The organism is Pseudomonas sp. LBUM1658, from assembly GCF_059716055.1.
Window position 1 is genome coordinate 1936918 of the sequence record NZ_CP166798.1, and the last position, 12844, is coordinate 1949761.

The window sequence follows — 12844 nt, forward strand, 5'->3', positions numbered from 1 at the left end:
GGCTGACAAGGAAAAGCCTTTTGAGTCCTAGAGTGTCAGCGCGTATTGCGAACACGGGTCAAAGGCGTTTTCTTGCCGTTGACAAATGTCGGCAGGATTCCCATAGTTCGATCTACGCAAACGTTTGCGCACGTTTCGCGAGGGCTTGTTTCGACAGCTCCGGAAATCTCTGCTTCATCCTGTATCGCCTCGGCGCCAGGGAATTGAAGCCTGCTTCAGTGCAAGCGTTGCTCACAAATAATCATAAGAACGGAGTGAACCCATGAAGCTGCCATTCGCTGGACGTCTTCTTGCTGTCGCTATGCTCGCAGCCGCATCCGCCGCGCTGCCGCTTTCCTCGGCCTTCGCCGAAACGCCCGAAAAACCCAAGGTCGCCCTGGTCATGAAATCCCTGGCCAATGAATTCTTCCTGACTATGGAAGATGGCGCCAAGGCCTACCAGAAAGAGCACTCCGCAGACTTCGATTTGATTTCCAACGGAATCAAGGATGAAACGGACACCGCCAACCAGATCCGCATTGTCGAGCAAATGATCGTATCCAAAGTCAACGCGCTGATCATCGCGCCAGCCGACTCGAAAGCCATGGTGCCGGTGATCAAGAAGGCGGTCGACGCCGGTATCACGGTGATCAACATCGATAACCAACTGGACCCGGCGGTCGTCAAAAGCAAAAACATCAGCGTCCCGTTCGTGGGCCCGGATAACCGCAAGGGCGCCCGTCTGGTCGGTGACTATCTGGCCAAGCAGCTGAAGGCCGGTGACGAAGTCGGCATCATCGAAGGTGTTTCCACCACGACCAATGCCCAGGCGCGCACTGCGGGCTTCAAGGATGCGATGGAGGCGGCGCAGATCAAGGTCGTGTCCCTGCAATCCGGTGACTGGGAAATCAACAAAGGTAACCAGGTCGCCTCCTCGATGCTGAGCGAATACCCGAACCTCAAGGCCCTGCTGGCCGGCAATGACAGCATGGCAGTCGGCGCTGTTTCCGCAGTACGGGCAGCCGGCAAGGCGGGCAAAGTCCAGGTGGTCGGTTACGACAACATCAACGCCATCAAGCCGATGCTCAAAGACGGCCGTGTCCTGGCGACCGCAGACCAGTTTGCTGCCCGGCAGGCGGTATTCGGTATCGAAACCGCGCTGAAAATCCTCAAGGGTGAGAAGGTCGAGGGCGGCACCAACGGCGTGATCGAAACTCCGGTCGAACTGGTCACCCAGTAGTCATCCCGGCGGCACACTGGCGCTCGCTCATCCGGGCGGGCGCATGGAGAGTTTCTTATGTCAGTTTTCGCCCCGAACGCTGTCCTCTCGGTCAGCGGTATCGGCAAGACTTATGCTCAGCCGGTGCTGACCGACATCGACCTGACGTTGATGCGCGGTGAAGTGCTGGCGTTGACCGGTGAAAACGGCGCCGGCAAAAGTACCCTGTCGAAAATCATCGGTGGCCTGGTCACTCCGACCACAGGTCAGATGCAGTTCCAGGGTCAGGATTACCGTCCCGCAAGCCGCACGCAAGCCGAAGGCCTGGGGATCCGCATGGTCATGCAGGAACTCAACCTGCTGCCGACCTTGTCCGTCGCCGAAAACCTGTTTCTCGACAATCTGCCCAGTCATGGCGGCTGGATCAACCGCAAGCAATTGCGCAAGGCGGCCATTGAAGCGATGGCTCAGGTCGGCCTGGATGCGATTGATCCGGATACGCTGGTCGGCGAGTTGGGCATTGGCCACCAGCAGATGGTGGAAATCGCCCGCAACCTGATTGGCGATTGCCATGTGTTGATCCTCGACGAGCCGACCGCGATGCTCACCGCGCGCGAAGTCGAAATGCTCTTCGAGCAGATCACCCGCTTGCAAGCTCGCGGAGTGGCGATCATTTATATCTCCCATCGCCTGGAAGAACTGGCCCGTGTCGCCCAGCGCATTGCAGTGCTGCGGGACGGTTGCCTGGTCTGCGTCGAGCCGATGGCCAATTACAACAGTGAGCAACTGGTCAACCTGATGGTGGGCCGCGAACTGGGCGAACACATCGACCTGGGTCCACGCCAGATCGGCGCCGCAGCCTTGACGGTCAAAGGGCTCAGTCGTTCCGATAAGGTCCGCGACGTCTCCTTCGAGGTGCGCAGCGGCGAGATCTTTGGGATCTCCGGGCTGATCGGGGCAGGGCGCACCGAACTGTTGCGCCTGATCTTCGGTGCTGACACGGCAGACAGCGGCAGCGTCGCGCTGGGGTCGCCGGCGCAGGTGGTGAGCATCCGCTCGCCAGCCGATGCGGTCGGGCACGGGATTGCCTTGATCACTGAAGATCGCAAGGGCGAAGGCCTGCTGCTGACTCAATCGATCAGCGCCAATATTGCCCTGGGCAACATGCCGGTGATTTCCAGCGCTGGCATCGTCAACGGAGCTGACGAGTCGGCCCTGGCCCAGCGGCAAATCGACGCCATGCGCATTCGCAGTTCGAGCCCGGCGCAGTTGGTGTCCGAGCTGTCGGGTGGCAATCAACAAAAAGTGGTGATCGGCCGCTGGCTTGAGCGCGATTGTTCGGTGCTGCTGTTCGACGAGCCGACCCGCGGGATCGACGTCGGCGCCAAATTCGACATCTATGGCTTGCTGGGCGAATTGACCCGTCAGGGCAAGGCGTTGGTGGTGGTTTCCAGCGATCTGCGCGAGTTGATGCTGATCTGCGACCGGATTGGTGTACTTTCCGCCGGGCGTTTGATCGAAACCTTTGAACGCGACAGCTGGACCCAGGACGAACTGCTTGCTGCCGCGTTTGCCGGCTACCAAAAACGTGATGCGTTGCTCAATGAAGCGGCGCCTAGGGATATCCCATGACAACTGCACTTTCTGCCAGCAAACGTAGTGGCAACTATTACGGCCTGGGCACTTATCTGGGTCTGGCCGGGGCCTTGCTGGCGATGATTGCTCTGTTCTCGACCTTGAGCAGTCATTTTCTCTCCTATGACACCTTCAGCACCCTGGCCAACCAGATTCCGGATTTGATGGTCCTGGCCGTCGGCATGACCTTTGTCCTGATCATTGGCGGTATCGACCTGTCGGTCGGTTCAGTGTTGGCACTGGCCGCTTCGGCGGTCAGCGTGGCGATCCTCGGCTGGGGCTGGAGCGTCATGCCGGCAGCCTTGCTCGGCATGGCCGTCGCGGCGCTGGCCGGTACTGTCACTGGTTCGATCACCGTGGCCTGGCGGATTCCGTCGTTCATCGTGTCCCTGGGCGTGCTGGAAATGGCTCGCGGCGTGGCTTACCAGATGACCGGCTCGCGCACCGCTTATATCGGCGATGCTTTTGCCTGGCTGTCGAACCCGATCGCCTTCGGGATTTCGCCGTCGTTCATCATTGCCTTATTGATCATCTTCATCGCTCAGGCAGTGTTGACTCGCACAGTGTTCGGGCGCTACCTGATCGGCATTGGTACCAACGAAGAAGCGGTACGTCTGGCGGGTATCAATCCAAAGCCCTACAAGATCCTGGTGTTCAGTCTGATGGGGTTGTTGGCCGGAGTGGCGGCACTGTTCCAGATCTCTCGCCTGGAGGCGGCGGACCCGAATGCCGGTTCCGGCCTGGAACTGCAAGTCATCGCCGCGGTGGTCATCGGTGGCACCAGTCTCATGGGTGGACGCGGTTCGGTTATCAGTACCTTTTTTGGCGTACTGATCATTTCCGTACTGGCTGCCGGTCTCGCGCAAATCGGCGCGACCGAACCCACCAAACGCATCATTACTGGCGCCGTTATCGTGGTCGCAGTGGTGCTCGATACTTATCGCAGTCAGCGCGCACGTCGGCGGGCATGAGTCATGGCAACCATCAAAGATGTAGCAGCGCTCGCCGGAATTTCCTACACCACGGTCTCGCATGTGGTGAACAAGACCCGGCCAGTCAGTGAAGAGGTCAGGGTCAAAGTCGAGGCGGCGATCAAGAGCCTGGACTACGTGCCCAGTGCCGTAGCCCGCTCGTTGAAAGCGAAAACCACGGCGACCATTGGTTTGCTGGTGCCCAACAGCCTCAACCCGTACTTCGCCGAATTAGCCCGGGGCATCGAGGATTACTGCGAGCGGAACGGCTACTGCGTGATTCTGTGCAACTCCGATGACAACCCGGACAAGCAGCGCAGCTATCTGCGGGTACTGCTGGAAAAACGCATCGATGGCTTGATCGTCGCCTCGGCCGGTGGTGATGCCGGGCTGGCTGCCGGTCTGGCCGCGGTGCGCACGCCGATGGTGATAGTCGACCGGGGGCTGGAGGGGATCGATGCGGACATGGTGCGCATCGATCATGAATACGGCGCCTATCTGGCGACTCGACACCTGCTCGACCTCGGCCACCGGGACATCGCCTGTATCGGTGGTCCGGCCCATACCAGCGTGGCGCAGATGCGTCTGGCCGGTTATTGCCGGGCGCTGAAAGAGGCCGGGGTGCAAGTACCGCAGGAGCGGATGCTCGAGAGCGACTTCACCAGTACCGGCGGTTACAGCGCTGCCGCTCGGCTTCTGGAAAGTAATCCGCCCAGCGCGATATTCGCCGGTAACGACATGATCGGTATCGGCGTGTTGCGTGCCGCAGCCGAACGCAATATTCGAGTGCCCAGCGAGCTCTCGGTCATTGGCTTCGACGATATCCAGATGAGCCGTTATGTCTATCCGGCACTGACCACCGTCGGCCAGTCGATCCTCGAGTTGGGCGAGATGGCCGCGCAAGTCCTGTTGCGGCGGATCGCGACCCCCGAATTGGTCACCGATCAGCGCATCGTGACCCCCAGCATTGTCTTGCGAGAGTCGACCGCGCCGCTGGCCGGCGTCTTCGACCAATTCCGCTGAACCGAATTGATGAGTATTGATGTATGCCAGCAAAAGTAGTGGTAGTAGGCAGCCTGAACATGGACCTGGTGACTCGGGCCGAGCGGTTGCCGCGAGCCGGTGAAACGCTGATAGGCGAGTCGTTCGCCACGGTTTCTGGCGGCAAGGGCGCCAACCAGGCCGTTGCTGCGGCGCGCCTGGGCGCTGAAGTCTCGATGATCGGCTGTGTCGGCAGCGATGGTTATGGCGAGCAACTGCGAGCGGCGCTGCTGGCCGAGCAGATCGACTGCCAGGCCGTGACCATAGTCGAGGGTTCCAGTGGCATCGCGTTGATCGTGGTCGATGACAGCAGTCAGAACGCGATCGTGATCGTCGCGGGCGCCAATGGACTGCTCGCATCCGACGTGGTCAAGGGTTTTGACGCAGTGTTGCAAGCGGCCGATGTGATCATCTGCCAGCTCGAAGTGCCGATGCAGACCGTCGGTTACACCCTCAAGCGCGGTCGGGAACTGGACAAGACCGTGATTCTCAATCCGGCCCCCGCAAGCGGACCGTTGCCGGCCGACTGGTATTCATCCATTGATTATCTGATTCCCAATGAAAGCGAGGCGTCGGCCCTGAGCGGTTTGCCGGTAGATTCGCTGCAAACCGCCGAAGCCGCCGCGAGTCGACTGATTACCGCGGGCGCCGGCAAAGTCATCGTTACCCTAGGAGCCCAGGGTTCGTTGTTCGCCAATGGGCAGGGTTTCGAGCATTTCCCGGCGCCGAAGGTCAAGGCGCTCGACACCACAGCAGCGGGTGACACCTTCGTCGGAGGTTTTGCCGCGGCACTGGCGGCCGGCAAAAGCGAGGCCGAGGCCATTCGCTTTGGCCAGATCGCGGCCGCACTGTCGGTCACTCGAGCGGGCGCACAACCCTCCATTCCAACCTTGTCCGACGTACAGGCCTTTAGCCCCTCATGAAAAAGACGCCATTGCTCAACATCGCCTTGTCGCGCTTGATCGCCTCTCTGGGTCATGGCGATATGGTGGTGATCGGCGATGCCGGTTTGCCAGTGCCGCCCGGGGTCGAGTTGATCGACCTGGCGTTGACCAAAGGTATTCCGGACTTCGTCAGCACCTTGCAGGTCGTGCTCAGCGAAATGCAGGTGGAAAGCCATGTGCTGGCCGAAGAAATCCTGCTCAAGCAGCCGCCCGCGCTGCAAGTGATTGACGAGCTGACGGCCAAGGCTGCATTGGGCCAGCGCACGTTGCTCAGTCACGAAGCATTCAAAACCCTCAGCCGACAAGCCCGTGCGGTGGTGCGTACCGGCGAATGTCAGCCGTACTGCAACATTGTGCTGGTCGCGGGAGTGACCTTTTAGACCGCTGTATTTCAGCTTGAATTTCTCACGCACAAGGAGTGCGCCATGCACCGCTATGCTCAGATACTTCAACACTTGCTCCGGAGTCTGCTGCTTTTGTCATTGATCACCGCTACAAGCGCCCAGGCGGCGGAAAAAATGGATCTGATCATCGACACCGATCCAGGTGCCGATGACGTCGTGGCCTTGTTGTTTGCCCTGGCTTCGCCTGAGGAGCTGAACATTCGCGCGCTCACCACCGTCGCCGGGAATGTGCGGCTCGACAAGACCTCACGCAATGCGCGACTGGCCCGCGAGTGGGCGGGGCGCGAAGAAGTGCCGGTGTATGCGGGGGCGCCGAAGCCCTTGTTGCGCACGCCGATCTACGCCGAGAACATTCACGGCAAGGAAGGCATCTCGGGTGTCACGGTGCACGAGCCCAAGGCCGGCCTGGCCGAAGGCAACGCGGTCAACTACCTGATCGACACCCTGCGCGCCGCCAAACCCCGGAGCATCACCATCGCCATGCTTGGGCCGCAGACCAACCTGGCGCTGGCGCTGATTCAGGCGCCGGATATTACCCAGGGCATCAAGGAAGTGGTGGTCATGGGTGGCGCGCACTTCAACGGTGGCAATATCACCCCGGTCGCCGAGTTCAATCTGTTCGCCGATCCGCAGGCGGCTGAAGTGGTCCTCAAGAGCGGCGTCAAGCTGATCTACCTGCCGCTGGACGTGACCCACAAGGTACTGACCAGCGAAGCGCGTCTGCAGCAGATCGCGGCGTTGGGCAACCATGCCAGCAAGGTGGTGGGGGATATTCTCAACGAATACGTCAAAGTCGATATGGAACATTACGGCATGTCGGGTGGCCCGGTGCATGACGCTACTGTCATCGCTTATCTGCTCAAGCCGCAGTTGTTCAGCGGCCGACAGGTGAACATGGTGGTCGACAGCCGCGAAGGACCGACCTTCGGCCAGACCATCGTCGACTGGCACGATGGTCTGAAACAGGAAAAGAACGTGTTCTGGGTCGAAAGCGGCGATGCCCAAGGCTTCTTCGACTTGCTGACGGCGCGTCTGGCCCGCCTCAAGTAAGCTTCAGCCCCGTGGGTGCCAGCCTGCGGGGTGTTACACCCTTTCCGTGTGGGACGCTCCCATATGTTTGCTTGGGTATTTCTCGAATATCTGCGCGATGAACACCTGGGCTGCCTGCGCCCCCAGTTCCTTGACCAACAGGTCGATACTGATGATCGCCAACTCTTCCGGGCTGCCGGGGCTATAGGAACAGTGGCCCAGAGACCATTTGGCTTTGATGTCGGCGTCGATGCTTACGGTTGTCATGATGAACTCGCGAAGTCTGAATAGGCCGCCCAAGGCCTGGTCGTCGATCCGAGAGGTTTGGGCTGTGCTGAGTTAAACATCTTGCGAGGTTTTTCGCACTCCAACTTAGGCATGAGAGGAGGGCTATGCGACACTTGGGCTTTGAGAATTTACCAAGGGGACCGCGCTGTGCAGATCCATTTGAATACCCCTGACGGCTTGACCCTGGAGGCTGTGCGTCAACTGCTGGCTTCGGCCAGTGACGATAAGCACACCCAACTGCGGGTCACCAAGGGTGGTGTCGCCTACATTTCTTCAGGCATCGTCGGTGGTACCGATACTGAGGATCTGTTGTTTCGTCTGGAGACCTGGGCGAAGGGCTCGGGCTATGTCGGTGCGGTCGCTGCCAGCGACGCGGTCTGGGTGATGCAGATTTTCAACGCATTGCAGCAGAACTGGCCCAACCCTCCATTCGAATACATTGACGTCTACTGAGGGCGTTGTTCATATTCAGTCACGATTGAGTCGTGAAAACCCTGTGCCGGCTGAGGCAGACTGGCGCGCTGATAGTTGCGGGTACTGCCAGGGCTGTTGTCGAAATCAACAGCCAAATCAGCTGTCGCACGATCTCTGCTTATTTTTTTTGAAAAAAGGAGGCTTCATGCCTTGGAAGCTCGCGTCATTCGGTACCTTGTTGGCAGCAGTCATCCTGACCGGCTGCAGTACCGCCGAATCGGCAAAAGACCCTGTGGCGACCGAGACCGGACACAGTAGCTGTGACTCCGAGGCGGCGCAGTTCGCCCTCGGCAAGAAGGCTTCGCCTGAGTTGCTGGAACAGGCCCGTACGCGCTCGGGTGCGCAGAACGCGCGAATCCTCAAGCCGAATGACATGGTGACGCTGGAGTACCGCTCCGATCGCCTGAATCTCAATACCGATGCCAACCTGCTGATCAATCGCGTCAACTGCGGCTGATCGTTCCAGGCTTTTGTTGCGCCCATAAAAAACCCCGTCACATGGACGGGGTTTTTTTAGCTCGCGGAGAAATTACTCAGCGCGAACTTGCTCAGCTTGCATACCTTTTTGGCCTTTCGCAGCCACGAAGGAAACAGTCTGGCCTTCTTTCAGGCTTTTGAAACCGTCGCTTTCGATAGCTTTGAAGTGTACGAACAGGTCGTCACCGCCACCTTGAGGAGTGATGAAGCCGAAGCCTTTTTCATCGTTGAACCATTTTACGGTGCCGGTTTGGCGATTAGACATGGTGTATCTCCAAGAAACATATATTTTCAGTAGTGCTGTGCTGCTCAGGCCAACTGGGCACACCGGGGTATCATAGTCGAAATGTTCGACTTGGGAGCCCCCTAGGCGTACCGTTTGCCGATCAGTTGCGTTTCCTTTATCGCCTTTATCGGCTGGAGGCCCCGTGTTCAGGGGCTTTCAGCTGAAAATAAAGACGATAAAAAAAGCTGTAAAAGCTGAATATTTTGTAGGGCAAAGCTGTTTTTACGGTCAGTTCACCGGTAAAAAACCGCTTGAAAAGCTCATCAGGCGCTTATTTTTTCTGCACTTTGCAGGTCGAAATCGCCGCCAGCGCCTTGTTTTGCAAATCGACGCTGGCCTTGTTGTCCATCAGCGCCTGAAGGTCCTTGGCGTCGTAAGAAGCGATCTTGTCGGCACCGCAAGCGCAATGGGATTTGGCGGTGGCGGGACTGATCCCTTCTTGGGATCCTGCGGCCTGGGTGCATTGAGCCATGTACTTTTCACGCTCGCCCTTGGGCCATGCGGCATTGGCGGTCAGCGGCAGTAACAGGATGATGGGCGCAGCAATGGCGAAAAAACGATTCAGACGCATGCTGGGATGCTCCTTGTGGTCGATGGGGCAGAGTACGGTTCTCTGTATCTGAGGCTTGAAGTGCAGCTCAAGTTCAGCACTCTTGCACAAAATCAGGCAAATTACGCCAGCGCAAGGCCACTGCGGCGCCAGTACCGTTCATCTGTGCTAGCATGCCCGGCTTGAGTGTTTTCAGGCTCCGGATGGCATTTCGTCCCGGTAGCGGTCAGCACCCTGATAATCCTGATTTGAACTCCAGTCACTCTGGTTCGGTTTTCCGGTTGGCCGCAAGGCTCCTGCCGCTGTACGGCAGGCGTTCGTTATTGAATGGCCTGGACCGAATCTTGTACTGGCTCATCCCAACCCACGTGACCTTTGGTAGGGGTCACCACTAGGAGAGGAGGCGCCATGCCAACTATTACTCTTCCCGACGGCAGTCAACGTTCCTTCGATCATCCGGTTTCCGTAGCCGAGGTCGCCGCATCCATTGGTGCCGGTCTGGCCAAGGCCACCGTGGCCGGTAAGGTCAATGGCAAGCTGGTCGATGCCAGTGACGTGATCGACAGCGACGTCACTCTGCAAATCATCACGCCAAAGGATGAAGAGGGGCTGGAGATCATTCGCCACTCTTGCGCCCACCTGATTGGCCACGCGGTCAAGCAGCTGTACCCGACAGCGAAGATGGTCATCGGTCCGGTCATCGATGAAGGCTTCTATTACGACATCGCCTTCGAGCGTCCTTTTACTCCGGACGACCTGACGGCCATCGAACAGCGCATGCATCAGCTGATCGAAAAAGATTACGACGTGATCAAGAAAGTCACTCCGCGTGCCGAAGTGATCGACGTGTTCAGCGCTCGCGGCGAAGACTACAAGCTGCGCCTGGTCGAAGACATGCCGAACGAGCAGGCCATGGGCCTGTACTATCACGAAGAATACGTCGACATGTGCCGTGGTCCGCACGTGCCGAATACGCGCTTCCTGAAGTCCTTCAAACTGACCAAGCTGTCCGGCGCCTACTGGCGCGGCGATGCGAAAAACGAGCAATTGCAGCGTGTCTACGGCACCGCATGGGCCGACAAGAAGCAGCTGGCGGCCTACATCCAGCGGATCGAAGAAGCTGAAAAGCGCGATCACCGCAAGCTTGGCAAGCGTCTGGGCCTGTTCCATATCCAGGAAGAATCCCCGGGCATGGTGTTCTGGCACCCGAACGGCTGGACCCTGTATCAGGTGCTGGAGCAGTACATGCGCCAGGTTCAGCGCGAAAACGGCTACCTGGAGATCAAGACTCCGCAGGTCGTTGACCGCAGCCTGTGGGAGAAGTCCGGGCATTGGGCCAACTACGCCGACAACATGTTCACCACCCAGTCGGAAAACCGTGACTACGCCATCAAGCCGATGAACTGCCCGTGCCACGTGCAGGTGTTCAATCAAGGCCTGAAAAGCTACCGCGAGCTGCCGATGCGTCTGGCCGAGTTCGGTGCCTGCCACCGCAACGAGCCGTCGGGTGCACTGCACGGCATCATGCGCGTGCGCGCCTTCACCCAGGACGATGCGCACATCTTCTGTACTGAAGAGCAGATGCAGGCCGAGTCCGCAGCGTTCATCAAGCTGACGCTGGATGTCTACGCCGATTTCGGCTTCAAAGACATCGAGCTGAAACTGTCCACTCGTCCGGAAAAACGTGTCGGTTCCGACGAGCTGTGGGATCGCGCCGAAGCTGCACTGGCCGCAGCCCTTGATAGTGCGGGCCTGCCGTACGATCTGCAGCCGGGCGAGGGTGCTTTCTACGGTCCGAAGATCGAGTTTTCGCTGAAAGATTGCCTTGGCCGCGTCTGGCAGTGTGGTACCCTGCAGCTCGATTTTAACCTGCCGATCCGTCTGGGAGCCGAATACGTCTCCGAAGACAACAGTCGCAAGCACCCGGTTATGTTGCACCGGGCGATCCTCGGTTCCTTCGAACGTTTCGTCGGGATCCTGATCGAGCATTACGAGGGCGCGTTCCCTGCGTGGCTGGCTCCGACTCAGGCAGTGATCATGAATATCACTGATAAACAGGCAGATTTTGCCGCTGAGGTTGAAAAAACTCTCAATCAAAGCGGATTTCGTGCCAAGTCTGACTTGAGAAATGAAAAGATCGGCTTTAAAATCCGCGAGCATACTTTGCTCAAGGTTCCTTATCTCTTGGTTATCGGGGATCGGGAAGTCGAGATGCAGACTGTCGCTGTGCGTACTCGTGAAGGTGCTGACCTGGGCTCGATGCCCGTCGCCCAGTTCGCTGAGTTCCTCGCGCAAGCGGTTTCCCGGCGTGGTCGCCCAGATTCGGAGTAATTACTATTAAGCGTGAAATGAGACAAGATAAACGAGCTGCACCGAAAGCCCCGATCAACGAGAATATCTCGGCACGCGAGGTTCGGTTAATTGGGGCTGAAGGTGAACAGCTTGGGATTGTGTCAATTGAAGACGCGCTTCTTAAGGCTGAAGAGGCCAAACTGGATCTGGTGGAGATTTCCGCCGATGCAGTACCCCCTGTTTGCAAACTGATGGACTACGGCAAATCGATCTTCGAGAAGAAGAAGCAGGTTGCCGCGGCCAAGAAAAACCAGAAGCAGATTCAGGTTAAAGAAATCAAGTTTCGTCCAGGGACGGAGGAAGGGGATTACCAGGTAAAACTGCGCAACCTGGTACGTTTCCTGAGTGACGGGGACAGGGCCAAGGTATCGTTGAGATTCCGCGGTCGTGAGATGGCCCACCAGGAGCTGGGGATGGAACTCCTCAAGCGGGTTGAAGCTGACCTGCTGGAGTACGGTTCGGTCGAACAGCATCCTAAGATGGAAGGACGCCAACTGATCATGGTCATCGCCCCGAAAAAGAAGAAATAACCACCAGGGCACGGCAGGCCTTACGGTTATGTTTATCAACTGAATGCGGAGTATCCGAACATGCCAAAGATGAAGACTAAAAGTGGTGCTGCTAAGCGGTTTCTGAAAACTGCTAACGGTATCAAGCACAAACACGCTTTCAAGAGCCACATCCTGACCAAAATGTCGACTAAGCGTAAGCGTCAATTGCGCGGTAGCAGCTTGCTGCACCCGTCCGACGTTGCAAAAGTCAAGCGTATGCTGCGCCTTTGCTAATTTTTGGTTAAGAATAGAGGAAGTAACTCATGGCTCGTGTAAAGCGTGGCGTCATTGCCCGTAAACGTCACAAAAAAATTCTGAAACTTGCTAAAGGCTACTACGGCGCTCGCTCGCGCGTATTCCGTGTTGCCAAGCAAGCGGTAATCAAGGCAGGCCAATACGCCTACCGTGACCGTCGTCAGAAAAAACGTCAGTTCCGCGCTCTGTGGATCGCTCGTATCAACGCTGGTGCACGTATCAACGGTCTGTCCTACAGCCGTTTCATTGCCGGCCTGAAAAAAGCGTCCATCGAGATCGACCGTAAGGTTCTGGCTGATCTGGCAGTGAACGAAAAAGCGGCGTTTGCTGCGATTGTCGAGAAAGCTAAAGCCACCTTGGCTTAAGTACCCCCGACAGTCACCCGGCTT

The 12844-nt window shown here is 58.0% G+C and carries 16 protein-coding genes; 13 read left to right on the plus strand and 3 right to left on the minus strand.

Features of this window, described 5'->3' with window-relative positions:
- Positions 1–262 precede the first annotated feature (262 nt).
- The 7 genes from ACA064_RS08825 to ACA064_RS08855 are packed head-to-tail and all read left to right on the plus strand — an operon-like array spanning position 263 to position 7243.
- On the plus strand, positions 263–1219 hold the full coding sequence (locus ACA064_RS08825) for a sugar ABC transporter substrate-binding protein (RefSeq protein WP_497673014.1): 957 nt from the start codon (positions 263–265) through the stop codon (positions 1217–1219).
- Between the two features lie 57 nt (positions 1220–1276).
- Positions 1277–2830, plus strand: a complete 1554-nt coding sequence (locus tag ACA064_RS08830; protein WP_497673015.1) for a sugar ABC transporter ATP-binding protein — start codon at positions 1277–1279, stop codon at positions 2828–2830.
- The gene (locus ACA064_RS08835; RefSeq protein ID WP_497673016.1) at positions 2827–3804 is read left to right on the plus strand and encodes an ABC transporter permease; all 978 of its coding nucleotides are present in this window, start codon (positions 2827–2829) and stop codon (positions 3802–3804) included. Before ACA064_RS08830 ends, ACA064_RS08835 begins: the two co-directional genes overlap by 4 nt.
- A gap of 3 nt (positions 3805–3807) precedes the next feature.
- Positions 3808–4827: a LacI family DNA-binding transcriptional regulator gene (locus ACA064_RS08840; RefSeq protein WP_497673017.1), complete on the plus strand. Its 1020-nt coding sequence runs from the start codon at positions 3808–3810 to the stop codon at positions 4825–4827.
- 23 nt (positions 4828–4850) lie between these two features.
- Entirely contained in the window at positions 4851–5768 is a 918-nt protein-coding gene (gene rbsK, locus ACA064_RS08845; protein WP_497673018.1) for a ribokinase, read from the plus strand.
- Complete coding sequence (gene rbsD, locus ACA064_RS08850; RefSeq protein ID WP_497673019.1) at positions 5765–6169, plus strand: D-ribose pyranase; 405 nt, start codon at positions 5765–5767, stop codon at positions 6167–6169. The genes rbsK and rbsD overlap by 4 nt, the downstream gene beginning before the upstream one ends.
- A gap of 45 nt (positions 6170–6214) precedes the next feature.
- Positions 6215–7243 (plus strand): nucleoside hydrolase, encoded by a 1029-nt coding sequence (locus ACA064_RS08855; RefSeq protein WP_497673020.1) that lies wholly within the window; start codon positions 6215–6217, stop codon positions 7241–7243.
- 33 nt (positions 7244–7276) lie between these two features.
- Here the strand turns inward: ACA064_RS08855 and ACA064_RS08860 are convergent, their stop codons facing one another.
- Positions 7277–7489, minus strand: coding sequence for a hypothetical protein (locus ACA064_RS08860; protein WP_497673021.1), 213 nt, complete (start codon positions 7487–7489; stop codon positions 7277–7279).
- A 168-nt stretch (positions 7490–7657) separates the two neighbouring features.
- On the opposite strand from ACA064_RS08860, the gene ACA064_RS08865 reads away from it, so the two are divergent.
- Entirely contained in the window at positions 7658–7963 is a 306-nt protein-coding gene (locus ACA064_RS08865; protein ID WP_497673022.1) for a hypothetical protein, read from the plus strand.
- 166 nt (positions 7964–8129) lie between these two features.
- The gene (locus ACA064_RS08870; protein ID WP_497673023.1) at positions 8130–8441 is read left to right on the plus strand and encodes an I78 family peptidase inhibitor; all 312 of its coding nucleotides are present in this window, start codon (positions 8130–8132) and stop codon (positions 8439–8441) included.
- Positions 8442–8513: 72 nt separating this feature from the next.
- Here the strand turns inward: ACA064_RS08870 and ACA064_RS08875 are convergent, their stop codons facing one another.
- Both ACA064_RS08875 and ACA064_RS08880 read right to left on the minus strand, forming a co-directional pair.
- Positions 8514–8726 (minus strand): cold-shock protein, encoded by a 213-nt coding sequence (locus ACA064_RS08875; RefSeq protein ID WP_047571823.1) that lies wholly within the window; start codon positions 8724–8726, stop codon positions 8514–8516.
- Positions 8727–9018: 292 nt separating this feature from the next.
- Complete coding sequence (locus ACA064_RS08880; RefSeq protein ID WP_497673024.1) at positions 9019–9318, minus strand: hypothetical protein; 300 nt, start codon at positions 9316–9318, stop codon at positions 9019–9021.
- 387 nt (positions 9319–9705) lie between these two features.
- Between ACA064_RS08880 and thrS the strand changes: the two genes are divergently transcribed.
- Genes thrS through rplT form a run of 4 tightly spaced genes read left to right on the plus strand, consistent with a single transcriptional unit; the run spans position 9706 to position 12820 of the window.
- A complete protein-coding gene (gene thrS, locus ACA064_RS08885; RefSeq protein WP_497673025.1) occupies positions 9706–11628 on the plus strand; it encodes a threonine--tRNA ligase in 1923 nt (640 codons plus the stop codon).
- The gene (gene infC / locus ACA064_RS08890) at positions 11628–12179 is read left to right on the plus strand and encodes a translation initiation factor IF-3 (RefSeq protein WP_170827566.1); all 552 of its coding nucleotides are present in this window, start codon (positions 11628–11630) and stop codon (positions 12177–12179) included. Before thrS ends, infC begins: the two co-directional genes overlap by 1 nt.
- 60 nt (positions 12180–12239) lie before the next feature.
- Complete coding sequence (gene rpmI / locus ACA064_RS08895) at positions 12240–12434, plus strand: 50S ribosomal protein L35 (protein WP_003442181.1); 195 nt, start codon at positions 12240–12242, stop codon at positions 12432–12434.
- A gap of 29 nt (positions 12435–12463) precedes the next feature.
- A complete protein-coding gene (rplT, locus tag ACA064_RS08900) occupies positions 12464–12820 on the plus strand; it encodes a 50S ribosomal protein L20 (protein ID WP_007905879.1) in 357 nt (118 codons plus the stop codon).
- Positions 12821–12844: the final 24 nt, after the last annotated feature.